Here is a 25,850-nt window from a genome sequence, read left to right on the forward strand (position 1 = left end):
ATGAGCGGCCGGAGACCCCGGCGGAGCGAGCCCCGCATGGCCTCAAGCCTTCAGCACGGAGCGCAGCGCCGTGGCGAAGGCGCGCATCTCCTCCACGGTGCCAATCGTCAGCCGGAGGGCGGCCACGTCCGCGGGGATGGGGTCCTTCGGAATCGTGGTGAGGGCGAAGCCGTGCGGAATGAACCGAGAGGGCAGGTCGAGCTGGTCCGGCTTCAACGGAATCCACAGGAAGTTTCCGTGTCCCGCGATGTGCTTCATCCCCACATCGTCCAGGGCTTTCGAGGTCAGTTTCCGCGCCTCGGTGTTGAGCTTGCGCATGCGTCCCACGAACTGCGTGTCCTGGAGGCTCGCCTGGGCCGCCGCGAGCGAGATGGGATTGGGCAAAGCCATCTTCAGCTCGGACAGCCGCTTCACGACGTCTGGCTGCGCAATGGCATACCCCACACGCATGCCCGCCATGCCATAAATCTTGGAGAAGGAGCGGACGATGATGACATTCCTTCCAGCCCGGACCAGATCCACCATGGACTGTCCCGGAGCAGGCTCCAGGTAGTGGAGATACACCTCGTCCACCAGCACCGTGGCGCGTGAGGACACGGCCTCGCAGAAGGCACGCAGACGGGCAGGGTCGACGACGGTGCCCGTGGGGTTGTTCGGGTTGCACACGGAGACGAGCTTCGTGCCCGAGCCCACCCGGGCCTCCATCGCCTCGAGGTCATGCGCCATGTGCCCGTCCATGGGCACGCGCTGAACCTTCGCGCCCAGGCGCGCGGCGTAGTTCGGGAGCGCGGGAAAGGTAATCTCCGCGCACACGACACCGCCTCCTCCCGCGCCGTACTCCGCCGCGATGCTGGTCAGCGCCTCGAGGGAGCCGGCGGTGAGCAGGACGTGCTCCGGGGACACCCCCTCCTGCTCCGCGATGAGGCGCCGCAGCGCATGAACGGCGTCGAGCGACGCATAGCGGCTGCTGAGGCGCAGCGCCTCGAGCATCGCGCGCTGTGCGCCTTCACACGGGCCGTAGCGGTTCTCGTTCGAGAAGAGCCGGATGAGCTCCGTTCCAGGCGCGGGACGGGACGGCGCTGGGGCCGCCACCGTCAGTGCCGGGCGGAGCGCCAGGCCCGCGGTGGCCACGGCAGCGCCGGTGAGGAGTGCTCTGCGAGTAGGGGCGAAGGCAGACACGATGGACCTCCCTGCGCTGAGGGGGTTGGGTGGCTCAGCGCACGCGCAAGAGCCTAGGAACACCCACGCCTCCCGCTCGGCCCTCATCTGCGAAGCCGCCCTGGACGTCGGTGAACGGCGCCGATTCGCCGGTGAGCGGTGTGTCCCGTGCGCCGGATGGGGCACAGAGGGAGCCCGAGAGGGCTGCCAGCGCTCAAACTCTCGGAAAAAATCCGCTCGCCTGAGATTCCACGGCTCCACCAGGTTTTGACTGGCAGCACACGTGGCGAAGCAGGTCGATGCTCTGCTGTGGCCGTCTTATACATCTCCCAGAATTATGATATAAACAGTGATTCCTATTTAAAGGAGAAAAGTTTGAAGACACCGATATTGAGGAGTCTCGGCGTCGTCTGGGCTGGCCTCGCGCTCTCGGCATGCGGTGTGGTGGGTGAGGAGAGGGCAACCGCCCAGGTGGAGAGGGACGGGAGCGACATCCAGGCGGCACTGAGTGCCCTCCAGAACGCCAAGGTATTGGGACTGGAGGGAGAGATTCCCTACTTCATCCGTGGCCAACTGGGTCGGGTCGGCACGGGGATGAACGCGCAGCTGATGCGGGGGGACACCCGGTTGCACGAGTCTCTGCGTGGCATCGCTCCCGTCTTCCGCCTGCGCGGGGAGGACCTGGTGTTGTCTCGGGTGCACCGAGACGAGCAGGGCCACCAGCACCTGCGCTTCCAGCAACTCAAGAACGGGCTGAAGGTGGTGGGCGGTGAGCTGATCCTGCACGCGGACGCCGAGGGTCTCATCTACGCGGCGAACGGCTCTGCGCGTGACGGGGTGGATGCGGCGGTGGCTCCGAAGGTGTCAGAAGAGGCGGCGGTCGTCGCCGCGGTACGTGGCTCGGATGTCAGGGGCGCGGTGGCCGAGGGCACCGCGCCTCTGGTGTACCTGCTGGGGGAAGGGGAGCGTCAGACGGCGCTGGCCTACGAGGTGCGCGTGAAGGGCGAGCGCGACGATATGCCGGCGGACGACCTGGTGTACGTGGACGCGGGGACGGGCGCGCTCCTGGCGGTGCATCCGCAAGTGCATTCGGCGCTGAGCCGCAGGGTGTACTCGGCCAACAACGGCACCAGCCTTCCGGGCACGCTCAGGCGCAGCGAGGGGAGCGCCGCCACGGGTGACACCCACGTCGACACGAACTACCTCAAGCTGGGTGGCACGTACGACTGCTACAAGAACAACTTCGGCCGCGACTCGTTCGACAACGCGGGCGCCCCGCTCATCAGCACGGTGCACTACAGCAGCAACTACGTGAATGCCTACTGGAACGGCACCCAGATGGTGTACGGCGATGGCGATGGCGTGAACTCGGGCATGCTCGGTCTGTCCGCGGACGTGACCACGCACGAGCTCACCCACGCTGTCACCGAGCACGAGTCCAACCTCACCTACTCGGGTGAGTCCGGCGGTCTCAACGAGGCGCTGAGCGACATCTTCGGCGCCTACTGCGAGAGCTACGCCTCGGGCACCTGGGCCACCACCAACGCGGTGTTCATGGTGGGCGACGACATCTGGACGCCGGCCATCCCGGGCGACGCGCTCCGCTACATGTACGACCCCGCCAAGGACGGCTCCTCGCTGGACTACTGGACCAGCGGCGCCGGCAGCGTGGACGTGCACTACAGTTCCGGCATCGCCAACCTGGCCTTCACGCTGCTCTCCAAGGGCGGCACGCACCCGCGCGGCAAGTCGACCGTGAACGTGACGGGCATCGGCGTGCAGAAGGCCGGCGCCATCTTCTACAAGGCCAACGTGGACTTCTTCACGGCCTCCACCACCTTCGCCCAGGCGAGGACGTACACCGAGCAGGCCGCCAGCGCGCTTGGATATAGCGTGGCACCCGTGACCGAGGCCTGGGCGGCCGTGGGCCTGGCGCCTCCCCCTGATGCGATCCCGCTGATGGATGGGGTGCCAGTGACAGGCCTGGGGGGAGCCACGGATTCTGTGCAGAACTTCGTCTTCGAGGTGCCCACCGTCGGCGGGGGAACCTGTGGAAAGATCGCGCAGCTCGCACCGAGCTCCCTCACGATCCGCATCAGCGGCGGCACGGGTAACGCGGACCTGTATGTGAAGTCTGGCTCGCAGCCGACGTTCACCAGCTACGATTGCCGCCCACACCTGGACGGCAACGACGAGACTTGCGTCTTCAACAACGTGGCTCCTGGTAGCAAGTGGTATGTCATGCTGCATGCAGTCACTGCCTACTCCGGCGTCACGCTGAGGGCTGACTACACCAACCCTACTCCCGGACCGATAACTGGCAGCGTACTCACGGGGCAGGAGGTCCACTACGGCCCCTTCTGTGTCGCGGCCGGCAAGAGGTTCAGGGTGGTGATGACGGGCACGGGTGACCCGGACCTGTACGTCCGCTGGGACGCGGCGCCCACCGTCAGCCAATACAACTGCCGTCCGTACCTCTCGGGAGCCTCCGAAACGTGTGATCTGACGGTTCCACTGGGCGTAAAGTCTGCCTACATCATGGTGAGAGGCTACACCGCAGGCACGTACTCCCTGGTAGTTGATCTGTTGTAGCCCTGGCGCTCAACACTCATCCTCGGCGGGCGGCACTCCTCGGGGGCCGCCCGCCGTGCGTTCGCGCGAGTCCGGCGTGCCGCTATACGCCGCGCCTGGGCCCAGCAGCGAATGGCGGGTTCTAACCGGGCACGAAGCCCAGGTTCTCAAGATAGTCCAACAACTCCGCGAACGGCTCGGTCATGTTCGTGTCCGAGCCCCACAACGTCGTCGAGCGACCGTTCTCGTCGATCGTGATCGAGTAATTCATCGCATCCGGCGCGGCGCGCGGGGAACGTTCTCCAGGTCCGGCGCGAACGGCTGATTGTACCAACCCGGTCAGCTTCTCAGCCGTTCGCGTGTCGAGCGCGGCGACGTCGACACGCTGCTCCGGCATCCGCATGCCCGCAGTCTGCCCGCCATGCTTCTTCAGCGTGATGCGCATACGCAATAGGCGACCTGTGGGCCGAAACGCATCTAGGTTTCCGCGATGTCAGGATACCGCCCCTCCTTCAGCTGAGCGACTTCGGTTTTCAGCGCGCTCACCTGCTTGGCGAGCCCTTCCAGTTTCCTGCCGAGCGCGGCCACGCTGTCGGCGTCGTCGGCTGTCATCGCCGCACGCGCTGCCACACCGGAGACAAGATTGACGCGAATTCCGACCTCGCCCCACGCCGCACGAACCGCCTTCTGCTCGACGCTGCCCGCGCCGTACAGGCGTCCCGCCATGTGGAACGTCGTATCCGCGAACTCTTGAAAATCCGTTGTCTCCGTGGATGCCTTGACGCTTTCATACCAGATGTGGCCGGGCGCTTCCCACGCATGCCCTCCGATGTTCGCCGCGAGGATGTAGAACGCGTGGTTCGGAATTCCGGAATTGATGTGGACGCCGCCCCAGTCGCCCTCTTCGGTATCCGGCGACTGCTTGTAGTCATCCATGTGACCGGGCTGCGGATCGCGGCCGATCGTCGGATCGTTGTAGGCCGTTCCTGGCTCCTTCATCGACCGCAGCGCATCGCCCTGAATGTCCGGGGTGAACACCTCGGCTCCAATCAACCAGTCCGCCTCGTCGGCCCGTTGCCCGAGCGACCACTGCTTGACGAGCGAGCCGAAGACGTCGGAAATGGATTCGTTCAACGCGCCGGACTGATTGTGGTAGGCGAGATTCGCCGTGAACTCCGTGAAGCCATGCGTCAGTTCGTGCGCGATGACGTCGAGCGACTTGGTGAAGTCGATGAAGACGCGGCCGTCGCCATCGCCGAACACCATCTGACGGCCGTTCCAGAACGCGTTGTTGTACGCCCGTGCGAAATGAACGTAGCCGTCCAGACGCATGCCACGACCGTCGATCGAGTTTCTCGAGAAGACGGTCTTGTAGAAGTCGTACGTCTTGCCCAGCCCGTCGTAGGCGCGCTTGACCGTCGGGTCCTTCGGCGATGCGTCGCCTTCTCCGCAGACCCGCACGGATTTATTGAGCACTCGACCATGCTGGCAGTCGTAGATGGTCCGCCGCATCCCGCCGGCAATGTTCGGCGTGAAACCGAACTCCGACAGAATGCGCCGCTCGGCCCTGAATCGGGTCGTGGCCAGCAGGCTGCCGAGCGCCGCTCCGCGGATTTGAGGGTCCGTGCTCTCCAGCAGCTTTTGGAGAATGTGAGGCGGAACGATACAGCTGACGGAGCAACGAGCATTCATGGTCATCTCCCAGTCCATTGGGGACCGCGAGCAACGTCTGAGGTATTTCGAAGACGAGCCGCTGGATGGGCCGCCAGGTTGGCCGAGTCACCAGCGCACACGGAAATGCGCTCGAACCTGGTGCGGATCCACTGTCCATTAGGGCCAGGCCTGTGTCCAGGATCGGCTTGCGGTTGTACGTACCCGGCTGCCAGATCTGGCTGATCCACGTCGTGAAACCGCGTCCGTCTCCATTTGCTGCATACAGATGGCCATCATCCGACCCGCACGAGGGCCAGAGATCTCCATCCGACATGCGAAGGACCCGACTTTTGCTCCGTGGCTGAATGTTTCCAGCGTGAGGTCGCTACGGTGCGCCAGGAGTTGGACCCGATAGGGGGCTCGGCGGCCTCAGAACGTCTGCACCGCGGAAGGCTCCAGCTCGGCGCTCATGCTGATGCGGCTGTAGAGCACCATCCCCACCACGATGATGACCGCCCCCACCAGGCTGAACGCGGAGGGCCATGGCTCGCCCAGGAAGAGCACTCCCAACAGCAGCGCGAAGAGCAGCTCGGTGGCCTGTGTGGCCTCCACGGCGGCCAGTCCGACCGGGTTGTTCGCGGTCATGTTCGTGGCGCGGAAGAAGAGCGTCGTGGCGATGACTCCGGAGGAGACCGCCACGCCCGCGGACTGCAGCGCCTGCTCCGGCGAGGGCCACCCCGCTTGCGCGTAGCCGTAGGCCGCCACACCCAACCACAACGGCAGGCTTCCCAGCGTCATCCCCAGCACGCGCTGGCTGGCGTCCAGAGAGATGCCCTCGCGCTCCAGGTGCAGCATCAGCCGGCGATTGCCCAGCGGGTACGCGAAGGCGGAGAGCACCACGAAGAGCAGCGCCAGCCAGGCTCGGGCCGGCATGGCCAGGTGGAAGTGCCCCAACTGCATGATGAGCACGCCCACGATGATCACCGAGCCCATGCCGATGGCCTTCAGGGGGATGCGCCGACGTGCATCCGTGTAGATGAACGGCGAAAGCAGCGGACCCGCAATCGCCGATATCTGGAAGGAGCCGGCGATCAGCCACGAGGGCCCGTACTCCGCCGACAGCGTCAGGAAGGAATAGAAGATGCCGAAGCCCACACCGCCCCAGAGCAGCCACTCGCGGGGGTGGCGCCGCAACTCGGCCCACAGCGCCGGCCAGCCGCCCCGCATGGCCACCATCACGGACAGCAGGGGCACCATGATGAAGTAGCGCAGCGACGCGCTCCACGCCCAGGACCCTCCCGCCGCCGCCATGCGTCGGTTGAGCACATAGGTCATGGTGAAGAACATCGCCGAACTCAGACCGAGGAAGATCGCTGGCAGGGCGGACGAGGACTTTCTCATGGGGGACGTGCTCGAGGAGGACCCCTGGTTATCACGGGTCACCTCGTCCCGACGAATTCCCGTGAACGCCCTGCTCGTCCGCCAGGTCAGGGGTCTCCTCTTCGTCGTGAGGGCACTCGCAGACGGGAACCCAAGTAGAGGGCCTTTCGCTCACCATCGAGCCGGGGTAGGTGCTGCCCATGGCGAGTACGACGTGGCGAGAGGACTTGAAGGCCCTGCTGGATGCGATGGACACCTGGGCCCGGGAGCGGGGCTGGCGGCTGGTGCGGGAGGCGCCGCTGACGCGCGAGGAGGTGGATGCACTGCCGCGCCTGCTGTCCGCTTACCCTTACGAGCTTCCGACGCCCTATCGCGAGGAATCCTTCGTCGTCCCGGAGAGCTACCGCGAGTTCCTGTTGCTGCACCGCGAGGTCCGGCTGGAGCACCAGCCGGACGGGGAGGGGTGGGAGACGTACCGCCCATTCCATGTCTGGGCGCCCACGATGGAATCGCTTACGGCCTCGTGGACGCCCGCGGGCACGACGGTGGACGACCGGGAAATCACCACCACGGACCTGATCTCCTTCGCGGACGCGCACCTGGGCGCGGAGGCGGCGCGCTGGTGCTTCTACACGCGCACGGGCCCGAAGGGCGGTGAGCTTCCCGTCCTGCTGGAGGACAACGACTACGAGGCGCTGACGGGGCACTACGTGGATGACGGAGAGTGGCTGGACTCGAACGCCCCACGGACATTCGGGTTCGACAGCTTCGAGGTCTGGTTCACCCGGCTGTGCGCTGTGGTGCGCCGCGAGGACCTGGACCTGGACGACTTCGTTGCCGTGGGCAACGCGATGCTCGCGTGACCCCCGGTGGACGCCTTGTCGCTGCCGGTGAAGTGACAGCGCGGCCGGTTGGTCACAAACCCATGCCCCGGACTCTACCTGGGAGACCCCGGAGCGGTTCGCCAGAAGCCGGGGTCCATCCAAGGGAGCATGTGTCTCATGAGCCGCTCCATCTCCAGCGCGCGCCGGGGCGTGCCCGCCCCTGCCTCGAAGCAGTCCCCCGAGCCGAGTGCCACCACGGCGAGCTTCCGGGTGGATGAGAAGGCCATCACCTCGCGAAACGGGGTGGAGTTCAAGGTCACCATCGACCCGAGCCAGGCGGCCGCGGTGCGCAAGCTGCTGCATCTCTCGCACAGCAAGGCGGAGCGGACGCGGGTTCGCTTCTACGACACACCCCAACTGGACCTGTTCCAGCGCGGCGTGGTGTTGCGCACGCGCCAGGTGCACGACGGCCCGGACGATGTGACGCTCAAGCTCCGACCGGTGGATGCCAGCCGCATCGATCCGCACTGGTTCACCCGAGCAGGCTTCAAGGTGGAGACGGATCAGGTGGGCGAGCAGGGCGTGCCCTCGGCCTCGCTGACCCTGCCTCTGAAGCAGGGGAAGAGCGACGAGGTGGACAAGGGCAAGAAGGGGGTGGGCTCGCTCTTCACCGACGAGCAGGAGCGGCTGGTGGCGGAGCTGAGCGGCAGGCCCATCGACTTCAAGGCGCTGTCCATCCTGGGGCCGGTCGAGTCGCGCAAGTGGAAGGCCGAGCCAAAGCACGGCCCCGGTCCGCTGAGCATCGAGGAGTGGACGCTGCCGGATGGCCGCCAGATATTGGAGGTCTCCATCCGCGCCGCCAGTTCGCAGTCCAAGGAGGCCGTGCGCGCTCTCTCGTCATACCTGGACAGCCACGGCATCCACCCGACGAGCACCCAGGAGACGAAGACGCGGGCCGCGCTCGACTACTTCGCACAGCATCCACGCCGCCCGGCGCGGATGGGATGATGCGCCCTCGAGTGAGAGAAGGTGCACCTCACCCTTGGGGGACGTCTGGCGTGACGCGCGCCTGCTTCCTGGCCGGAAGGTCAAGGCTGCTCCAGACCCATTGCGGACGTGGGCCGCCAGACTGAAGGTGTCGGTGAAAGGTTCCGCTCTGATGCCCCTGCGCTGGTGAGGCTTGAGGCGCTGTCGGAGGGGCTGGCGGGCAAGGCATGGCTCGCTGGGCTCGCAGACGGTGCCGAAAAGGCGAGAAGCGGACCCAACGAAGAAGGAGAGACGCCATGAGCTACATTGATGGATTCGTTACTCCGGTGCCTGTCGCCAACAAGGACGCCTACCGGGCGATGGCCGCCAAGGCCTTGCCACTGTTCAAGGAATATGGCGCGACCCGCGTCGTCGAGTGTTGGGGCGACGATGTGCCTGCTGGCAAGGTCACCGATTTCAAAGGTGCGGTGAAGGCAGAATCTGGTGAGACGGTGGTCTTCTCGTGGATCGAATGGCCGTCAAAGGCCGCCCGTGACGAGGGCAACAAGAAGATGATGGAGGATCCGCGCATGAAGGCGATGGGAAGCATGCCTTTCGACGGCAAGCGGATGATCATCGGCGGGTTCGACGTCATGCTCGATTCCTGAGCCGAACCGCACATCGACAGCATCGCCCAAGCACTCCGGGACGGTGGGCCCTCGCCCCCAGCGACTCAATCATGGCCAAGCAGTGCGGCCTCATCGAGTAGGGGCGTGACATCCCGGTAGGGCCCCTGGCACGGGGCGACATCGGCCGCCAGGTAGTGCGCCACCCGGCCGGGGGCCAGTGCGACGATGGCCGACGAGCGCGTCCCATACCCCGGTGTGTGAATGCACAGCGCCTGGTATTGGCGCATGCGCTCGTGGATCTCCGGAAGGCCTTCCTCCTCGGGGAGGAGTTCTGGCCCGCGCTCCGGCAGCTGGTGGTCCGCCAGCATCGCCTGGAGGGTCTGCACGGCCTCCGGCCAGGGCTTCCGGGCGGCCTTTTCCGCCAGCTTCCGGGCCCTCGCCACCTTGGGCAGGGCCGGGGAGTCGAGTACGTCGTTGGGCAGCACGTGGACGCCCGGCGGTACGTCCTCCTGGTGCATCCGCTCCGAGTCCGGGCGGGCATAGGCCACTCGGAGGCTCCCAGCGTCCCCGTAGAGGAGGTTGAAGGGGTTGTACTCCCGGGGGTCCAGCCCCGCGAGGTAGCGCTCGACCCCCTCCACGCTGCCGGATTCCAGGGCGCGGATTACCACCTCACCTCTGGAGCGAGGGGCCCGCGTCAGGTTGGCGGAACCCCGTTGGTTCGTCAGTCCCACGAAAAGACCGCCGTCCGTCACCCCCATCCACGTGCCCTGGCGCTCCAGGTCGCGTCCTCCGACGACCCGAGGCGAGGAGGACAGGACCTGCGGACCGACGGCCGGGCGGGCATACAGCTCATCACGGTTGGCGGCCAGCACGAGCGGGTAGTCCGGGTGGACGTGGCGGAGGATGGCGATGGTGCACATCGTGTGGGGTCGATAACAGCTCCGGGGCCCCTGTGCATCCCTCACGCTCTTTCAATACTTCCCGATGACCGGAGCCCCCCGAGCGGCTAATGTCCGCCCCCCTTCAGGAGAACCCATGGCGGAGAGAATCCTCGTCACCAGCGCGCTGCCGTACGCCAACGGCCCCATCCACATCGGCCACGCCGTCGAGTACGTCCAGACCGACATCTATGTGCGCTTCCTGCGCTCCTGCGGCAAGGACGTCGTCTACTTCTGCGCCGACGACACCCACGGCACTCCCATCGAGATCAACGCCGCGAAGCAGGGTCTCAAGCCCGAGGAGTTCGTCGCCCGCTGGTACGACTCGCACCAGGCGGACTTCCGCGACCTCGGCGTCAGTGTCGACTACTTCCACTCGACCAACTCGCCCGAGAACAAGCACTACGCCGAGTACATCTACGGCAAGCTGAAAGAGCACGGCGACATCGAGAAGCGCGACATCGAGCAGGCCTACTGCGAGGTGGATAAGCGCTTCCTGCCGGACCGCTTCATCAAGGGCACCTGTCCCAACTGCAAGGCTCCCGATCAGTACGGTGACGCCTGCGAGAAGTGCGGCAAGGCCTACGCCCCCACGGATCTCATCGAGCCCCGGTGCGCCCTGTGCGGCACGCCGCCGGTGCGCCGTAAGTCCTCGCATCTCTTCTTCAAGCTGTCGCGCCACGAGGGCTTCCTGCAGGAGACGCTGCGCAAGCCCGGGTTCATCCACCCCGGCCTCGCCACCCAGCTCCAGGGCTTCTTCGAGTCGGGCCTGGCGGACTGGGACATCAGCCGCGACGGCCCCTACTTCGGCTTCTCCATCCCGGGCGAGACGGACAAGTACTTCTACGTCTGGCTGGACGCGCCCATCGGGTACATCGCCACCACGGAGAAGTGGGCGAAGACGACGGGCAAGGCCAACAGCGCCCTGGACTTCTGGGCCGAGAACAGCGACGCCCGCATCATCCACTTCATCGGCAAGGACATCGTCTACTTCCACGCGCTCTTCTGGCCCGCCGTGCTCAAGGTGGCCGGCCTCAAGCGGCCCGACAGCGTGAAGGTGCACGGCCACCTCACCGTCAATGGCGAGAAGATGTCCAAGAGCCGCGGCACGCTCATCCCCGTGCGCTCCTACCTGAATCACCTGGACCCGAGCTACCTGCGCTACTTCTACGCCGCCTCGCTCGGCCCCGGGGTCGAGGACCTCGACCTGAGCCTCAAGGACTTCCGTCTCCGCGTGAACGGCGAGCTGGTGAACAACATCGGCAACCTGGCCAACCGCAGCCTGTCCATGCTCGCGGGCGGTGCGCTGGAGAAGCGGCTCGCTCCCGCGACGAAGGAGGGCCATGGCAGGTCCCTGGTGGAGGCCGCGCTCGGCCGCGTCCCCGAGGTGCGCGAGGCCTTCGAGAAGCTCGAGTACCGCAACGCCATCCGCATCATCACGGAGATCTCCCAGTCCGCGAACGGCTTCCTCCAGAACGCGGCGCCCTGGGCCAAGGTGAAGACCGACCCCGAGGCCGCTCGCGCCGACCTGAGCGATGCCGCCGAGGTGGCCTACCTGCTGGGCGCGCTGCTCACGCCCGTCATTCCCCTCGTGACGGAGAAGCTCTTCGCGCAGCTCAACGCTCCGCCGCTCACCTTCGAGGCGCTCGCCACCGCGAGCTACCCGCTGCTCGACCGCAGCCGGCCCGTGGGCACCCCCGAGCCGCTCCTGCCGCGTCTGGAGGAGGACCGCGTCAACGCCATCCTCGACCAGCCCGCCGCCGCCGCCGAGCCGGCCAAGGAGGGCAAGAAGGAAGGGAAGGGTGGCAAGGCGGAGAAGAAGGCCGCCGAGCCCAAGCCCGCGGAGGCCAAGGCCGCCGACGCGAAGCCCGCCGAGGCCGCGCCGGGGGAGATCGACATCACGGACTTCGGCAAGGTGGTGCTCAAGGTGGGCAAGGTGCTCGCCGCCGAGCGCGTGCCCAAGGCGGACAAGCTGCTGAAGCTCACGGTGGACCTGGGTGAGGCGCAGCCGCGCACCATCTGCTCCGGCATCGCCGAGGCCTTCCAGCCCGAGCAGGTGCAGGGCCGCAAGGTGGTGGTGGTGGCCAACCTCAAGCCGCGCATGCTGCGGGGCATCGAGTCGCGCGGGATGATTTTGACCGCCGGCCCCGGTGGCAAGGACCTGTCCCTGCTGGATCCGGGGGACATGCCTCCCGGCTCCGAGGTGAAGTGAACGTGACGGACTGGCGGGCCGAACGGGACCGGGCCCTCCTCGCCCTCGAGCGGGAGAGGGACCCCGGGATTCGCTCCGAGGCGGCGGAGCTCCTCTTCCACCTGGCCGCCGAGGACACCTCGCGTGCGCCCGAGTTCTCCGCGGCGCTCACCCGGCTGCTCGCCGACAAGCAGGTGGCCGTGCGCCGCACCGCCGTGGGTATGGCCACCGTGGTGCTCTCCGCCGAGGAGCTCCCGGGCTTCCTCGCCTCGCGGCTCGCCGATGAGGAGAGCGTCGTGCGCGTGGAGGCCGCTGGCCGTCTCGCCGACCTCGCCCGGCCCGACTGTCGCGGGACGCTCGCCCAAGCCCTCGAGGACCCCGTCTTCGAGGTCCGCTTCGAGGCCGCTCGCGGCATGGCCACCCTCAAGCACCCCGCCGGCCTGGATGTGCTCATTGAGGCGCTCGATGAGGAGCTGCTGCGCTTCCGGACACTCGGAGCGCTCGCCGAGCTGGGGGATGCGCGTGCCTTGCCCGCCGTCCAGCGCCTGTTCCACCGCTGGCTGCTGCCCGCCTTCGACCGCACCCAGGCGGCCGGAGTGCTCGCGAAGCTGGGAGACCCCGAGGGGGCCACCTGGCTCCTCAAGCGCTCGGAGCGGCGGCGGTGGCTCTGGGCCCAGGACCGGGCCCTCGCCGTGGAGCTCTGTGGCGAGGTGAAGGCCCCGGGCGCCCTCGAGCGGTTGTACGCCATCCTCTCCGATCGCAAGGACGACTGCCGGGGAGCGGCGGCGCGTGGCCTGGGCCGGTTGGGGGATCCGAAGGCCTTGCCGTGGCTGCTCGCGCTGCTCGACGAGCCCGGGGCCCATGAGGACTACCGGCTCGATGCCGCCGAGGGCCTGTGGGTGCTCGGCGTTCCCGAGGGCCGGGACCGTGTCCGAGCGGTGTTGCCCGCGTTCTCCGCGGAGGCCCGTGCCGAGCTCACCGAGCTCATCCAGGAGATGTCATGAGGCTCGTTGATTCACACTGTCATTTCGATCGCGCCGACTCCGCGCAGGTGACCGCCGCGCTGGAGCGCGCCCGCGCCGCCGGGCTGGTGCATGCCGTCATCGTCGGCCAGTTCCACGGCCCCGGAGACTGGGGCATCGCCCTCGAGGTCGCCGCCGCGCATCCGGACTTCCTCACGCCCACGCTCGGCATCCATCCGCACGAGGCGGCCCGCGCCACCGAGGCGGACCTCGAGCACCTGGAGCGCACGTGTGCCCGCCCGGAGATCCATGCCGTGGGTGAGGCCGGGCTCGACTACTACTACGACCACTCGCCCCGAGACGCACAGGCCCAGGTGTTCCGCAGGCAGTGCGCACTGGCGAAGCGGCTCGGCAAGCCGCTCGTGGTGCACGTGCGGGACGCGCATGGGGACTGCGAGGCCATCCTGAAGGAGGAGGGCGTGCGACAGGGCGTCATCCACTGCTTCACCGGGGACACCGACGCGGCCCGGCGCTACCTGGACCTGGGCTTCCTGCTGTCGCTGTCGGGCGTGGTCACCTACAAGAAGACCGAGGCGCTCCAGGACGCGGTGCGCTTCGCCCCGTTGGATCGGCTGATGGTGGAGACGGACAGCCCGTACCTGGCACCGGTGCCCTACCGGGGCAAGAAGAACGAGCCCTCGTACGTCGTCGAGACGGCGAAGAAGGTCGCCGAGCTCAAGGGCGTGTCCCTCGAGCAGGTGGCCGAAGTGACGACCGCCAACGCGGCGGCGCTGTTCGGCTTCACCGTGTGACGAGGCCTACGACACGGCGGCCGTGGAGATCGACGGCCGGCGTGTCGCGGCCAGTTGAGCGATGGCTTCCAGGTCCTTGCTCATCTGCGGCACGTCCAGCAGCAGCGCGTCCGGGTCGTAGCGGAAGTCGGCCTGCGAGAAGCCCAGCAGCGTCTGCATGGCCTGCTCGCCGTTCTGTCCCGCGACGGTGGCGTAGACGAGCTTCCCCTGTTCCATGTGCAGGTATCCCTCGTGGGCGTGGTGCTTCAGGTGCAGGCGCCCCGATTTCTTGCCCGTGCCCAGCAGCTTGAGCAGCTCCGGGGCCGGCATCTCGTCCAGGCTTCCTCGCACCACCCGCGCCGGGCCGTTGTGCTGGATGCGATCGTCGTACAGCGCGCGCACCATCTTCGCCGCCGCGTCGGGCTCCGTGGGCGGTACCACCGCCGTGGCTCCTCCCATCATCAGCCGCTCGCGCGTGCCCGGGTCCGGGTCTCCGAGCACCACCACGGGCAGGCCCGCGTGCTCCGCCGAGGTCCGCAACGCCTGCAGCAGCCCCAGCACCTCGTCAAGCCCGAACTTCAGCCCCACCACCAGCACGTCGCAGTCCTGGTACACCAGCGCGTCGTACGCCCCGTCCAGCAGCGCCAGCGCGTGCACCACCAGTCCCTGCTTCTGGGCGGACTCCAGCAGGTCCGTGCGCGTGCCTTCCTCCGGCTCCACCACGAGGATCTGCCGCCCGTCGTTGGCGATGCGGTGGCGCAGCAGCTCGCCGTTCTGCACCTGCATGACGATGTCCGCCACCAGCGGGTCGTACAGCTTTCCCGAGTGCTCGCGCAGGTGTTCGATGGCCTGCTCCTTGGTCAGCACCTTGCCGTACGCGTTGGCCGGGTTCTTCGTCAGCTCCAGGTAGCTGTCCACCGTCGCCAGGATGCGGGCGCCCAGGGTGATGTCATCGCCCTTGGCCCCCTGCGGCGTTCCCGAGCCGTCATAGGCCTCGTACAGCTGCGCGAGCATGGTGTTCACCTGCACCGGCAGGTGCACCGACTCGAAGAGCTTCACCGGCACCCGGACGTAGCGTTTGGCGTCGGCCAGCCATTCCGGGTTCATTGCGTTGTTCGCCAGGCAGAGGTGGCGCTCGGCCGGCTTGCCCAGGTCGTGCAGGTAGCCCGCGATGGCCACCGCCGCCACGTCCTTGGGCGGCATCCCCAGGCGCCGCGCCACCACCGAGGCCTGTCGCGACACCTGCGCCGAGTGCCCCCGGTGATGCTTGCGGTCCCGCTCCTGCATCGTCACCAGGATGTTCAGCGTCTCGATGTAGTCCTTGTCGGTCACCGTCCCGCGCGAGCCCTGGAAGGCCTCGCTGCGCGACGTGTTGGGCCGTATCTGGGTGCCCTGCCGGGGCGGTACCCGCAGGCGCACGTCCGTGTCGAGCCGGAGCTGGAGGCTGCTCCGGGGGGCCTGCCCCGAGGTGCTCTCGTAGGCGGTGGCCATGGTGGTCAGGTCCGTGCGCACCTGGGCGGTCACCACCTCCAGCGCGGCGAAGGCCGTGGTGTCCCCGTAGTAGTGCTTGCGGATGGAGGCGGCGATGGTGCTGCGCAGGCCCACGTACGCGTAGACCTCGGTCATGCCCGTCACCAGGGCGATCTCATCCAGCAGCTTCTTGTTCTGCGGTTCGGCCGCCACCACCGACAGCAGCTTGCGCTCCGGATCGATCGCCAGCGGAAGCACGTTCTGCGCCTCCGCCAGCCGCACCGGCACCTTGTCCAGCACCTCCGTGGGGATGCGGGCCTTGGCCAGCTTCTCCGCGGAGACGAAGCGCGTCTGGAACTCGGCCGCCAGGAAGCGCAGCAGCGCCGCCTCCTGGATCAGCCCGATCTCCACCAGACAGTCCCCCAGCCGGTGGCCGGTGATCTTCTGGTGCTCCAGCGCCTTCTGGATGGACTCCGTCGTGACCAGACCGGCCTCGACGAGCCGCTCCCCGAGTTTCTTCGCCATGTCAGCCTTCCGAGTCAGAGCCCTCCTCGGGCTTCGAGGCGGGCTCCGTCTTCGTCAGCACGCTGAACGGTTTGAACGTGAGCTCCTTGGGAACGTTCACGGGCTCGCGCGGCGGCTTGGGCTCGCGCGGCTCCCGGGCCTCGCGAGGCTCGCGCGGCTCCCGAGGCTCGCGCTGCTCCCGAGGCTCACGGGGCGGCCTGGGCTCGCGCTGCTTCTCCTGCCGCTCGGGCCGCTCGGGCCGCTGCGACGGGGCGGCCTCGCCCGTGGGGGCGCCGGCGCTCTTCTCCGGCCGCTCCTTGGGCTTCTTCTCCTTGAACTTCTTGCGGCCACCCCCCTCCACGGGCGCGCGGCCGCGGACGGTGGGCACCGGGCCCTTCCACAGCGAGCGGTCGTAGAGCTTGAGGTTCTCCGTCCACTTGTCGTTGGGGTCGCGCTGCATGGCCTCCACCCACGAGGCGATGCGCGAGTCCAGCGAGTCCAGGGCGTGGACGATGTGCGCCTCGAGCGTCACCGGCAGCTTGGGCGAGCCGTACTCCAGCCGTCCGTGGTGCGCGAGGACGATGTGGGTGAGGTGCTGCTCGAGCAGCGGCGGGAAGTTGGGCAGGCCGAGCGTCTTCTCGCGGATCTTCTGCGCCGTCATCACGAGGTGGCCCACCAGCTTGCCCTCGTCGGTGTACTCGAAGCCCTTCTCCGGGGAGATCTCCGCGACCTTCATCACGTCGTGGAGGAAGGCACCGGCGAGCAGCAGGTCGCGGTCCGCCATGGGGTAGTGGTCCGCCACCCGGAGGGTGAGCCGCATCACCGACAGCAGGTGGTCCGCCAGCCCGCCGCGGTAGGCGTGGTGGATGCCCTTGGCGGCCGGCGCGTGCGGCAGGCCCGCGGCGATCTGCGGATCATCCAGGAAGGCCAGCAGCAGCGCCTTCACGTTCGGGTCGTTCACGCGCTCGGTGACGAGCTCGCGGATCTGCCCCACGGCACGGGCGCCTCCGTGGCCCTCGCCGCCCGTCTTCGGCGCGGCCTGCTCTTCCCGGCGCTCCTCGCGGCCCTCGCGGCGTTCCTCGCGAGCGGGGGCGGCGGCCTTGGCCGCGGGCTGCTCCTCACGCGCGGGCGGCTCCTCGCGAGCGGGGGGCTCGAACTCCTTGGGGTCGAGCGGCTCCGGGTCCAGTCTCTCGATGGCCTCGATGACCACCTGCGGCTTGCCGTGGAAGCCGATGATGTTGCCACGGACGAGCACGTAGTCACCGGGGGCGAAGGTGGGCTCGAGCTCCTCGACCTTGTCGAAGACGCGGGCGTCGATCTCACCGCTCTTGTCGACGAAGACCACGGAGAGGAACACCTTGCCGCTGCGGGCAGTGATGCGGTCCTTCTTCGTGACGCGGAAGACGGTGTTGACGGCGTCCTTCTCGCGCAGGTCCTTCGCGTACACCTTGCGCACCGTTTCCTGGGGGTCGGTGGGGGTGGAATGGGGGGCTTTGTCGGCCTGATTGTCGGTCGTCATCTCGGCTGGCGACACTACCACTACCCAGGCGGTTAGGATGTGTTCATGTCCCTTCTTCCCACACTCTCCCTGCTTCTCCTGCTGGCTGGCGCCGATGAACCGGCCTGGAAGCAGGTGGCCCGTGACGACGGCATCACCGTGCTGGCCCGGACTCCCGAGGGGGGCTCCGTGTCCGAGGTGAAGGCCACCGGCCTCATGGATGCCCCTCCCCACGACGTGTGGCGGGTCATTCGTGACTACAACAACTACACGAAGACCATGCCCTACACCGACGAGAGCCGCGTGGTGTCCTCGGAGCAGGACGGGAAGGTCATCGTCTTCCACTGCGTGGTGAACGCCCCGCTGGTGGACAAGCGCGACTTCGTCATCCGCATCGTCGACGAGTCGGACTGGAAGGACGGGAAGGGCTTCCTGAAGACGGCCTGGACCGCGGCCACCGAGGGGGTGCCCCCCGAGCGGGAGGGCGTGGTGCGGGTGAAGCTCAACACGGGCTACTGGCTGCTGGAGCCGCGGGAGGAGGGGAAGAAGACCTTCGCCACCTACTACCTCTACACGGACCCGGGGGGCTCGCTGCCCAAGTGGATCGCCGACCGGGCGAACAAGACGTCCGTGCCGGATGTCCTCCGGGCCGTGCGCAAGGCGGCGGCGGCGAAGAAGTAGGGCGTCAGCTCGCCTCGATGACGATGCCCGACAGGTAGTCGGTGCCGGGGAAACCCACCAGGGTGGGGTGGTCCGGGGGCAGGCCGAGCCGGGCGAAGCGCACGCCCATCCGCCCCTCCTGCTCGCAGGCCTCGGCGATCAGGTCGTCGAAGCGTCCGATGGGCAGGGGCGGGTGGTAACCCATGACGAGCAGGTTGCCGCCGTGACGGGTGACGCGCAGGCCCAGGCGCACCTGCTCGATGAAGGTCTCCGGGGAGGTGGCCTCCGGGGTGTCCAGCAGCACCAGGTCGAAGGTGTCGTGCAGGCTGCGGAGCACGTCGAGCGCGTCCCCCCGCTCCACCCTCAGGCGCCCCAGCAGCCCGTTGGCCTCGCCATTCTCCCGGGCGAGGTCCGCCGTGTCCGCGTCGCTGTCGAAGGCGAGGATGGCGCGGGCACCGTGGCGTCCGGCGTGCACGAAGAGGCCGCCCACGTGGCAGCTCGGGTCCAACACCCGAGCGCCCTGGGAGACCCGGGCGAGGAAGCGGCGCAGCTCCCGCTGGTCGTACGGGTAGCCCACGCCCGGGCCATAGGTGAGGTCCACTGTGAAGCGGGCCCCCAGCTCCAGCACGCGGCTCCAGCGCGGCGGGTTGCCGTAGAGCGCGTGGGGCCGCTGGAGGGGCAGGCCGAGCTGCTGGCGCCGCGAGGTGTCGTTGCGCAGCAGGACGGACTCGGCTCCGCACACCTCCACGAGGGCGCGGGTGAGCTCCTGCAGCCGGGCGTCCATCGCGCGGGTGAGCGTCTGGACGACGAGGTGCATGTCGTAGCGGTCCACGATGAGGCCAGGGAGGGCGTCGCCGTCATCGTTGATGGAGCGGCAGAAGCGCGGGTCATCCACCATGCGGGCGCGGCGCTCGAAGGCCTGGCGCACATGGCGGGGGATGAGGCCCTCGGCGGACTCGTCCGGAAGCCCCAGCCGGCGCACCGCGTAGGAGGCCTCGAGGTCCACGTCCGCGAGCCCCAGCACGTGCCCATCCTCGTCCCGGAGCTGCACGGCCTCTCCCACGGAGGGGGTGCCTTCCATCGAGACGATGTCCTCGCGGCGTACCCAGGGCGCCCCGTGCTTGAGCCGTCGCGCCGCCTCGCGGGAAAGGTAGGTATTGAACAAGGCCGTCCTCCCCTCGGCGCGTGCCCCGTGCCGCGCCATGTGCCTCCGGTGGGAGAAAACATGCGGCGGACGGGGAATGGGTGCGGAGAGGGCGGGAGTGCTCCCCTGGAGGGCAGGGGAGCGGGAGAGGGGAAGGAGGCTCAGTCCTTCCGGGGGGCCGGCCGCCTGGCGGCACTGACGGTGAGCCACATGAGCACCGAGCTCATCGCCAGCGCCAGGACGATGCCCGCTCCCCGCCGGCTCCAGGAGTCGCTCAGGATGAGCCTCAGCGCCGCGGCACCCAGCACCAACGCGGCGACGACGCCCGCTTTCTGGGCACGTCCCATGAGACCCGTCGACGGGGGCCTCGCCCGGGCCAGCGCCGGGATGCTCGAGGCCTTGCGCCAGGTGGAGTGTCCGTCCTCGAGCACCTCGTCATCGGGCGCCACCAGGCCCTGGGTGTACGCCTTCTCCACGTCCAACAGGGTGGGGTAGCCCAGCTCTCCCTCCGGCGTGCGTACGCGGTAACCCATGGTGGTTCCCTCCCGGGTTTCAGGCCAGCTCGGCCGCAATCTGCTCAGCCACCCGCAACCCATCAATGGCCGAGGAGACGATGCCGCCAGCGTAACCACAGCCCTCGCCCGCGGGGTAGAGCCCCCGCATCGACACGGACTGCATGTCCTCGCCGCGGGTGATGCGCACCGGCGAGCTGGTGCGGCTCTCGATGCCGATGAGCTTGCCCTCGTCGCTGATGAAGCCGCGCATCTTCCGGTCGAACGCCTTCAGCGCCTGCTTCAGCGACTGCGTGAGGCTCGCCGGGAAGAGCGTGTTGAGATCCGTATGGGCCAGCCCCGGCCGGTAGCTCGTCCCGCCCGGCTCCTTCTTCACGCGCCCGGCCAGGTAGTCCGGAATCGTCTGCGCGGGTGCGAAGAACTTCCCTCCGCCCAGCTCGTATGCCTTGCCCTCCCAGTGGCGCTGGAACTCCAGGCCCGCGAGCGGACCCGTGAAGCCCTCGCGCTCGAAGTCCTGCACGGACACCGTCACGACGATGCCCGCGTTGGCGTACTTCGCGTTGCGCCGCGAGTTGCTCATGCCGTTGGTGCACTGCAGCCCGTCCTGCGTGGGCGTGGGCACCACGATGCCTCCCGGGCACATGCAGAATGAGTAGACGCCGCGCACCTCCCCATCCACGTCCAGGTTCTCCGCCAGCTTGTAGTCGGCCGGGGGCAGCTTCGGATTCTTCGCCGCGCTGCCGTACTGGATGGAGTTGATGAGCCCCTGCGGGTGCTCGGCCCGGAAGCCGAGCGCGAAGGGCTTTGGCTCGATGACCACGCGTCCGTCCGCGGCGAAGCGCTCGTAGAGCTCGCGCGCCGAGTTACCCGGGGCCAGCACCACCCGATCGCTCTCCAGCGTCCGTCCGTCCGCCAGCTTCACCCCCGACACCCGGCCGTCGCGGTAGAGCACGTCCTCCACCTTGTGCTCGAAGAGCACCTGGCAGCCCCCGGCGATGAGCTCGTCGCGCAGCTGCGCCACCGCGCCCGGCAGCAGGTCCGAGCCGATGTGCGGCTTGCCCTCGACGAGGATGTGGTCCGGCGCGCCGCAGCGGGCGAACGTCTCAATCACCTTGCGCACCAGCGGATGGTTGATGCGCGTAGACAGTTTGCCGTCCGTATAAGCGCCAGCCCCACCCTCCCCGAAGTTCATGTTGCTCTCGGGGTCCAACGTGCCGTCCCGCATCAGCTTCGCCACATCTTTCCGCCGCGCCACCACTTCCTTGCCGCGCTCGATGAGGATGGTGCGAACGCCGCGTTCCAGCAGGCCCAGCGCGCAGAAGAGACCCGCGGGTCCGGTGCCGATGATGATCGGCATGCGCTCCGGCTGCTTCACGTGCTGCGGGGGCTCGGGAGGAGGCGGCGCCTCACCGACGTCGGGCGGCAGCTTCTTGGGCGCGCGTCCCGGAGCCAGTTCCACCTCCAGCGTATAGATGTAGCGGGGGCTGCCTTTCTTGCGCGCATCCAACACGGAGCGCACGACACGCACGGACGCCAGGTCCGCGCGAGTCACTCCGAGCTTCTCGGCCGCACGCTGGCCGAGCAGCTCTTCCGGCTCGTCCAACCACAGCCCGATGTTGTTCACCCGATACGCCATGCGCTGCTCTTCTCCTGAAGCCGGGGAAAGGGGGGCGCGTATCTGCGCTGGCCGAGCCCCTGAATGCAAGCTGTTGAACACATAAGTCGCGACTGGGTGCGAACTTGACGATGCACCCCTCGCATGCCTTCCCCCTGAGCGTTGGGAGGGGTGCGAAGGCCCCTTCGCATCTCCGGACAACCCCGCCAGCCCATTGATTCTCACAACACCCCGATGTGCATGGGGAATCATGGGGAAGGCGTCTGGAAGGCGACTGCTGGCACGCCGGTTGAAGATGGTGCCGCCAGTGATTACGCGGTCCCACCGCTCTTCGGAGGACACGTCCTTGAGTACAGACAAGCAGGGCACGAAGCTTCTCGCCCGTACCTTCTTCAACCAGCTGCGCGCCAGCGGCTACACCCCCATGCAGATCATCGGCGTGGCCACCGAGCTGCTCGACCTGGTGACGGAGGACATCAAGGGTGTGGACAAGAACGTTGGTCAGCCAACACAGGAGGCCCGGCCGGACTTTCGGCAGGGAGCCTGACCCGATACCATGGCGCTGTCCCTAGCGGGCAGCCGGGTTCCGGGCAGGTCCCGGGGCTCGAGCTCCCCTAGGTGGCAAGCAAAAGGAACCGGCCTTGAGCCGGTTTTTTTATGTCCGCGCTTCGCCGGACCGTCTACAGGTGGCCCTGGCGTTCGCGGCGGCGCTGGCGGGCGGCGGCCCCGGCGATGACGAGCAGACCGGCGTTCATGGCGGTGAAGACGGAGCTGGCGGTGCGCAGCGCGAGCACGGCGAGCAGGAGGGCGCCCCCCATGAAGGCTGTCCGGTCCACCCAGGCGGAGCGCGGTTGCGGCAGCACGAGCACCGTCACGCAGAGTGCGAGCGGCAGGCCCAGGGCCACCTGACGGGCGATCTGCGGCCCGCTGCTGGCCACGGTCTCCCAGTTGTGGACGAGGATGGCGGAGAAGATGACGACGGTGCCGATGGCGAGCACCAGCACGCCCGCGGCGGCCGCGTCCTTGGTGAGGCGGGCCTTCTCGTCGAAGTGGCGGGTGGCGAGGTCCACCAGGTGCTCGAGCGCGCTGTTGAGGATCTCCGCGAAGAAGATGAGGAGGACGCAGAAGATGAGCGTCACCTTCTCGGCGAGCCCGAGGGAAATGCCGCTGCCCACCAGGCCCACGAGGAGGGCGGCGACCAGGTGGACGCGCATGTTGCGCTGGTGGACGGCGGTGTGGATGAGCCCGTTCCACGCGTGACGGAAGGAGGCGAGCATCCCGGAGCCGCCCTGGGACGAGTAGGCCGGTGGCTGCTTCTTCTCGGAAGGAGGCAGAGGGGAGAGGGCTGGAGAGCTCATCACGGACAGGTTAGCGGGAGAGCAGGCAGGCACTCACGGTTTGATTGGCATGCCCTCGCGCCGGGGCCTAACGTCCGGCCCCTCATGGCCCTTCCTGCTCACGTTCGAACCACCGCCTGGGTGCTGTTCTCGCTGCTCTGCCTGCCGGGCATGAGCCAGGCCCAGGAGGAGGGTGACTTCTCCAATGATTGCGGACTGGAGCCCCCGGGCGCCGTCTATGTCCCGCTGCCCGGCCCCCGGCCCCACGAGACGCGCTGGCGGCCCTCGGAGCCTTCCCTGGTGCGCCGCGAGGACCGGACGGGTCGGGTCTCCGGACTCTCGGGGCTGCCGCAGACGCGCATCCGCGCCGGTGCCTTGTCGGGAAAGACGCTCTACCTGAGCCCGGGGCACGGCTTCTACCGCAGCTCGCCGCTGGGCCGTTGGGCCACCCAACGTGGCAACACCAACGACGTCGTCGAGGACCTGGTCTCCATCGAGACGCTCAACCAGTACCTGATGCCCATGCTGATGGGAGCGGGCGCCACGGTGATTCCCGTGCGGGAGTCGGATCTCAACCCGCGCATGGTCATCCTCAACAATGGCGGGGCGGGCTATTCGGAGGAGGGACCCGCGGAGCTCTTCTCCGCCTCTTCTCTGGCGGGCTGGGGTCCGCCGCCGGCGCCCATGGGAAACGCGGTGCGGCCCTTCGAGCTCGGGGGCAATCGGCTGATGACGGCCGCGCCCACGGCGACCGCGCGAGCCACCTGGACGCCCTCGATTCCGGCCGACGGCTACTACCACGTGTACGTCTCCTACAGCGCGTACTCGGCCCGGGTGCCGGACGCGCACTACGTGGTGCGGCACGCAGGGGGGGAGAGCCATTTCCGGGTGAACCAGCGCCGCCACGGCGGGACGTGGCTTCTGCTGGGCCGCTTCTATTTCCGGGCGGGCCAACACCCGGAGACGGCCTCGGTGGTGGCGCTCAACGATTCGGCGGAGTCCGGCAACGTGTCACTGGACGCGGTGCGCTTCGGCGGTGGCAGCGGCGCCATCGGTGACACGACGCTCGGGGCCCTGCCGCGTCCCCGCTTCGAGGAGTGTGCGCGCTACCACACCCAGTTCAGCGGTGCGCCTCCCTCGGTGTTCGCTCCCTCGGGCGTCAACGCGCTCTCCAATGAGCGCAACGACGACGTCTCCTCGCGCCCGCGCTTCGCCGCCTGGCTGCACGAGGAGGGGGAGGACGCCGTCTATGTCGCCTGGCACACCAACGCCTCCAGCACCGGCGGCGTCCGGGGGACCGAGGCCTATGTCTACGGCCCGAATCCCGTGGACGGCACCTATAACTTCACCGGGGTGCCCGGCAGCGAGGTGCTCGCGCAGAAGCTGTTGGAGGAGCTGACGGCGGACCTCCAGCGGGAGGTGGACCCCACCTGGAGGGTGCGCAAGCTGCGCTCGGCCAACCTGGGAGAGGTGAACCCGACCCACAACCCGGAGATGCCCTCCGTGCTGGTGGAGGTGGCCTACCACGACAACGCGCAGGATGCCGCGCAACTCAAGGATCCGGCCTTCCGTCGGATTGCCGCGCGCGCCTTCCTGCACGGCATCATCAAGTACTTCGCCACACGCGATGGCGTGCCGGTGCGGCTGCCTCCCGAGGCGCCCTCGGCGGTGGTGGCGCGCAACGCCGGGAGTGGCAAGGTGGAGGTGAAGTGGGCCGAGCCGCCGGATCCGGACGGGAACGTGCCTCCCACGACCCCCGTCACCAGCTACCGCGTCTACCAGAGCGAGGACGGGCTGGCCTGGGATGAGGGGACCGAGGAGAACAGCACCACCGTCTCCATCGCCCTGGCTCCGGGCTCCACGAGGTACTTCCGCGTGGCAGCCATCAACGCTGGCGGAGAGTCCTTCCCTTCGGATGTGGTGGGCGTGCACGTCCCGGATGAGGGCGGGGTGCCCCAGGTGCTGGTGATCAACGCCTTCCGGCGCCTCGACGCGGCGCTGGCTCGCGCGGATGACCTCTCGGCGTACGATCTGGGAGCTCCCATGCGCGAGCTGCTGGAGTCCATGAATGACGGCACCTTCCTGCGCCGCCACGGGGACGCCGTGGCCCGGCACGCCGTGGCTTTCGACGGAGCCACCAGCGAGGCGCTCGCCGCGGGCCTCCTCACGCCCGTGGGCTACCGGGTGCTGGACTGGTTCATCGGACGGGGAGGGGTAGGGGGGGCGGGGCCCGGCTCGGCCGAGCAGGAACTGATGCGCACCTTTGTCACTGGCGGCGGCCACCTGCTGTTGTCCGGTAGCCACGTGGCCTCTTCACTCTCTGCGGGAGACTCCACGTCCCAGGCCTTCCTGGCCGACATCCTCCACGCCTCGCTGAGCGGCGAAGCCTCCTCTCTCCTGGTTGAGGGGCTGCCGGACGGGTGGCTGAAGGAACTCTCTGGGGCGGTGCTCGACAATGGGACGCTCGGCGCCTTTCCAGTGGGCACGCTGGACGCGCTGACCCCGCTGCCGGGCGGCACCTCGGTGCTGGGCTACTCGGGGACGAGTCAGTCCGCGGGCGTGGCCTCGACTCCAGGAGGCCAGGTGCTCTTCCTGGGCATGCCCTTCGAGGGCATCGTCAGTCCCTCCCGGCGGGCCTGGCTCATGGGGTCCTTCCTGGCCCGGGCGGGCGTGCTGGCCACGGCTCCCGTTCCCCCCACGGAGGACCCCCCGCCTCCGGATGCCGGCAGCCCGAATCAGTGGGAGGCGCAGACGAAGGCCGATCCCCCTCCTCCTCCACCCCCTCCCGCTCCCTACGTGGTGGACCGCATTCCCGAGTCCTACGACAAGGCCGAGACGGGTTGTGGCTGCCGGTCAGGCGGCGGAACCGTGTCGGTTACGTGTTTGTTGCTGCTGTGGACTGTTCAGCTATGGCGCACGCGCCGTCGATCTGTGTTCACAGAGCGTTGACTCGCGTGCGCCACATGCCTACGGTCGGCCGCCCTTTCCCACGGTGGGCAGGATTACGGCCCATCGTGTGCCTGTGAGCTTTCCAACCTCCCAAGGAG

The 25,850-nt window shown here is 68.2% G+C and carries 21 protein-coding genes; 10 read left to right on the forward strand and 11 right to left on the reverse strand.

Going from position 1 to position 25,850, the window contains the following annotated elements:
• Nucleotides 1–42: 42 nt before the first annotated feature.
• Nucleotides 43–1,179, reverse strand: coding sequence for a histidinol-phosphate transaminase (locus tag DAT35_RS41205; protein WP_158502107.1), 1,137 nt, complete (start codon nucleotides 1,177–1,179; stop codon nucleotides 43–45).
• A gap of 354 nt (nucleotides 1,180–1,533) precedes the next feature.
• Here DAT35_RS41205 and DAT35_RS41210 point away from each other — a divergent pair, with 354 nt between their 5' ends.
• Nucleotides 1,534–3,750: a M4 family metallopeptidase gene (locus DAT35_RS41210; protein ID WP_233262015.1), complete on the forward strand. Its 2,217-nt coding sequence runs from the start codon at nucleotides 1,534–1,536 to the stop codon at nucleotides 3,748–3,750.
• A gap of 121 nt (nucleotides 3,751–3,871) precedes the next feature.
• Here DAT35_RS41210 and DAT35_RS41215 read toward each other — a convergent pair whose 3' ends face one another.
• From DAT35_RS41215 to DAT35_RS41225, 3 genes are all read right to left on the reverse strand, one after another.
• Nucleotides 3,872–4,174: a protealysin inhibitor emfourin gene (locus DAT35_RS41215; RefSeq protein ID WP_108074891.1), complete on the reverse strand. Its 303-nt coding sequence runs from the start codon at nucleotides 4,172–4,174 to the stop codon at nucleotides 3,872–3,874.
• A gap of 32 nt (nucleotides 4,175–4,206) precedes the next feature.
• Nucleotides 4,207–5,421: a M4 family metallopeptidase gene (locus tag DAT35_RS41220; RefSeq protein WP_108074892.1), complete on the reverse strand. Its 1,215-nt coding sequence runs from the start codon at nucleotides 5,419–5,421 to the stop codon at nucleotides 4,207–4,209.
• Between the two features lie 390 nt (nucleotides 5,422–5,811).
• On the reverse strand, nucleotides 5,812–6,783 hold the full coding sequence (locus tag DAT35_RS41225; protein WP_199243150.1) for a multidrug resistance efflux transporter family protein: 972 nt from the start codon (nucleotides 6,781–6,783) through the stop codon (nucleotides 5,812–5,814).
• 179 nt (nucleotides 6,784–6,962) lie between these two features.
• Between DAT35_RS41225 and DAT35_RS41230 the strand changes: the two genes are divergently transcribed.
• The 3 genes from DAT35_RS41230 to DAT35_RS41240 all read left to right on the forward strand — a co-directional run bounded on the left by DAT35_RS41230 (nucleotide 6,963) and on the right by DAT35_RS41240 (nucleotide 9,220).
• Nucleotides 6,963–7,625, forward strand: coding sequence for a hypothetical protein (locus tag DAT35_RS41230; protein WP_146210094.1), 663 nt, complete (start codon nucleotides 6,963–6,965; stop codon nucleotides 7,623–7,625).
• A 138-nt stretch (nucleotides 7,626–7,763) separates the two neighbouring features.
• Nucleotides 7,764–8,594 (forward strand): CYTH domain-containing protein, encoded by an 831-nt coding sequence (locus DAT35_RS41235; protein ID WP_158502108.1) that lies wholly within the window; start codon nucleotides 7,764–7,766, stop codon nucleotides 8,592–8,594.
• A gap of 275 nt (nucleotides 8,595–8,869) precedes the next feature.
• Entirely contained in the window at nucleotides 8,870–9,220 is a 351-nt protein-coding gene (locus DAT35_RS41240; protein WP_108074785.1) for a DUF1428 domain-containing protein, read from the forward strand.
• Between the two features lie 65 nt (nucleotides 9,221–9,285).
• On the opposite strand, the gene DAT35_RS41245 is transcribed toward DAT35_RS41240, so the two are convergent.
• The gene (locus DAT35_RS41245) at nucleotides 9,286–10,101 is read right to left on the reverse strand and encodes an NRDE family protein (RefSeq protein ID WP_108074786.1); all 816 of its coding nucleotides are present in this window, start codon (nucleotides 10,099–10,101) and stop codon (nucleotides 9,286–9,288) included.
• Between the two features lie 115 nt (nucleotides 10,102–10,216).
• Between DAT35_RS41245 and metG the strand changes: the two genes are divergently transcribed.
• The 3 genes from metG to DAT35_RS41260 are packed head-to-tail and all read left to right on the forward strand — an operon-like array spanning nucleotide 10,217 to nucleotide 14,084.
• Nucleotides 10,217–12,331 (forward strand): methionine--tRNA ligase, encoded by a 2,115-nt coding sequence (metG, locus tag DAT35_RS41250; protein ID WP_108074787.1) that lies wholly within the window; start codon nucleotides 10,217–10,219, stop codon nucleotides 12,329–12,331.
• A gap of 2 nt (nucleotides 12,332–12,333) precedes the next feature.
• Nucleotides 12,334–13,314, forward strand: coding sequence for a HEAT repeat domain-containing protein (locus DAT35_RS41255; RefSeq protein WP_108074894.1), 981 nt, complete (start codon nucleotides 12,334–12,336; stop codon nucleotides 13,312–13,314).
• A complete protein-coding gene (locus tag DAT35_RS41260) occupies nucleotides 13,311–14,084 on the forward strand; it encodes a TatD family hydrolase (RefSeq protein ID WP_108074788.1) in 774 nt (257 codons plus the stop codon). The genes DAT35_RS41255 and DAT35_RS41260 overlap by 4 nt, the downstream gene beginning before the upstream one ends.
• Nucleotides 14,085–14,090: 6 nt before the next feature.
• Here the strand turns inward: DAT35_RS41260 and DAT35_RS41265 are convergent, their stop codons facing one another.
• Together DAT35_RS41265 and DAT35_RS41270 are read right to left on the reverse strand one after the other, a co-directional pair.
• Nucleotides 14,091–16,058, reverse strand: coding sequence for an HD domain-containing phosphohydrolase (locus tag DAT35_RS41265; protein WP_108074789.1), 1,968 nt, complete (start codon nucleotides 16,056–16,058; stop codon nucleotides 14,091–14,093).
• A 1-nt stretch (nucleotide 16,059) separates the two neighbouring features.
• Complete coding sequence (locus DAT35_RS41270) at nucleotides 16,060–17,556, reverse strand: 3'-5' exoribonuclease YhaM family protein (RefSeq protein WP_199243151.1); 1,497 nt, start codon at nucleotides 17,554–17,556, stop codon at nucleotides 16,060–16,062.
• Nucleotides 17,557–17,601: 45 nt separating this feature from the next.
• Here DAT35_RS41270 and DAT35_RS41275 point away from each other — a divergent pair, with 45 nt between their 5' ends.
• A complete protein-coding gene (locus DAT35_RS41275) occupies nucleotides 17,602–18,216 on the forward strand; it encodes an START domain-containing protein (RefSeq protein WP_108074791.1) in 615 nt (204 codons plus the stop codon).
• Nucleotides 18,217–18,220: 4 nt separating this feature from the next.
• On the opposite strand, the gene DAT35_RS41280 is transcribed toward DAT35_RS41275, so the two are convergent.
• From DAT35_RS41280 to DAT35_RS41290, 3 genes are all read right to left on the reverse strand, one after another.
• The gene (locus tag DAT35_RS41280) at nucleotides 18,221–19,360 is read right to left on the reverse strand and encodes a class I SAM-dependent rRNA methyltransferase (protein WP_199243152.1); all 1,140 of its coding nucleotides are present in this window, start codon (nucleotides 19,358–19,360) and stop codon (nucleotides 18,221–18,223) included.
• 140 nt (nucleotides 19,361–19,500) lie between these two features.
• Entirely contained in the window at nucleotides 19,501–19,872 is a 372-nt protein-coding gene (locus tag DAT35_RS41285) for a hypothetical protein (protein WP_108074793.1), read from the reverse strand.
• A 19-nt stretch (nucleotides 19,873–19,891) separates the two neighbouring features.
• Entirely contained in the window at nucleotides 19,892–21,487 is a 1,596-nt protein-coding gene (locus tag DAT35_RS41290) for an NAD(P)/FAD-dependent oxidoreductase (protein WP_108074794.1), read from the reverse strand.
• A gap of 325 nt (nucleotides 21,488–21,812) precedes the next feature.
• Here DAT35_RS41290 and DAT35_RS41295 point away from each other — a divergent pair, with 325 nt between their 5' ends.
• A complete protein-coding gene (locus tag DAT35_RS41295; protein WP_108074895.1) occupies nucleotides 21,813–22,013 on the forward strand; it encodes a hypothetical protein in 201 nt (66 codons plus the stop codon).
• A 133-nt stretch (nucleotides 22,014–22,146) separates the two neighbouring features.
• Here the strand turns inward: DAT35_RS41295 and DAT35_RS41300 are convergent, their stop codons facing one another.
• Nucleotides 22,147–22,824, reverse strand: a complete 678-nt coding sequence (locus DAT35_RS41300; protein WP_108074795.1) for a diacylglycerol kinase family protein — start codon at nucleotides 22,822–22,824, stop codon at nucleotides 22,147–22,149.
• Nucleotides 22,825–22,908: 84 nt separating this feature from the next.
• Here DAT35_RS41300 and DAT35_RS41305 point away from each other — a divergent pair, with 84 nt between their 5' ends.
• Nucleotides 22,909–25,752 (forward strand): N-acetylmuramoyl-L-alanine amidase, encoded by a 2,844-nt coding sequence (locus DAT35_RS41305; protein ID WP_233262016.1) that lies wholly within the window; start codon nucleotides 22,909–22,911, stop codon nucleotides 25,750–25,752.
• Nucleotides 25,753–25,850: the final 98 nt, after the last annotated feature.

The sequence above is a fragment of the Vitiosangium sp. GDMCC 1.1324 genome, from assembly GCF_003044305.1.
In the GTDB taxonomy this organism is placed as follows: Bacteria; Myxococcota; Myxococcia; order Myxococcales; family Myxococcaceae; genus Archangium.

Excerpts from the sequence above, each read along its gene's own strand:
- DAT35_RS41215 (WP_108074891.1), bottom strand. The coding sequence starts at position 4,174 with ATGCGCATCACGCTGAAGAAGCATGGCGGGCAGACTGCGGGCATGCGG.
- DAT35_RS41220 (WP_108074892.1), bottom strand. The coding sequence starts at position 5,421 with ATGAATGCTCGTTGCTCCGTCAGCTGTATCGTTCCGCCTCACATTCTC.
- DAT35_RS41225 (WP_199243150.1), bottom strand. The coding sequence starts at position 6,783 with ATGAGAAAGTCCTCGTCCGCCCTGCCAGCGATCTTCCTCGGTCTGAGT.
- DAT35_RS41230 (WP_146210094.1), top strand. The coding sequence starts at position 6,963 with ATGGCGAGTACGACGTGGCGAGAGGACTTGAAGGCCCTGCTGGATGCG.
- DAT35_RS41235 (WP_158502108.1), top strand. The coding sequence starts at position 7,764 with ATGAGCCGCTCCATCTCCAGCGCGCGCCGGGGCGTGCCCGCCCCTGCC.
- DAT35_RS41240 (WP_108074785.1), top strand. The coding sequence starts at position 8,870 with ATGAGCTACATTGATGGATTCGTTACTCCGGTGCCTGTCGCCAACAAG.
- DAT35_RS41245 (WP_108074786.1), bottom strand. The coding sequence starts at position 10,101 with ATGTGCACCATCGCCATCCTCCGCCACGTCCACCCGGACTACCCGCTC.
- metG (WP_108074787.1), top strand. The coding sequence starts at position 10,217 with ATGGCGGAGAGAATCCTCGTCACCAGCGCGCTGCCGTACGCCAACGGC.
- DAT35_RS41260 (WP_108074788.1), top strand. The coding sequence starts at position 13,311 with ATGAGGCTCGTTGATTCACACTGTCATTTCGATCGCGCCGACTCCGCG.
- DAT35_RS41265 (WP_108074789.1), bottom strand. The coding sequence starts at position 16,058 with ATGGCGAAGAAACTCGGGGAGCGGCTCGTCGAGGCCGGTCTGGTCACG.
- DAT35_RS41270 (WP_199243151.1), bottom strand. The coding sequence starts at position 17,556 with ATGACGACCGACAATCAGGCCGACAAAGCCCCCCATTCCACCCCCACC.
- DAT35_RS41275 (WP_108074791.1), top strand. The coding sequence starts at position 17,602 with ATGTCCCTTCTTCCCACACTCTCCCTGCTTCTCCTGCTGGCTGGCGCC.
- DAT35_RS41285 (WP_108074793.1), bottom strand. The coding sequence starts at position 19,872 with ATGGGTTACCGCGTACGCACGCCGGAGGGAGAGCTGGGCTACCCCACC.
- DAT35_RS41290 (WP_108074794.1), bottom strand. The coding sequence starts at position 21,487 with ATGGCGTATCGGGTGAACAACATCGGGCTGTGGTTGGACGAGCCGGAA.
- DAT35_RS41300 (WP_108074795.1), bottom strand. The coding sequence starts at position 22,824 with ATGAGCTCTCCAGCCCTCTCCCCTCTGCCTCCTTCCGAGAAGAAGCAG.
- DAT35_RS41305 (WP_233262016.1), top strand. The coding sequence starts at position 22,909 with ATGGCCCTTCCTGCTCACGTTCGAACCACCGCCTGGGTGCTGTTCTCG.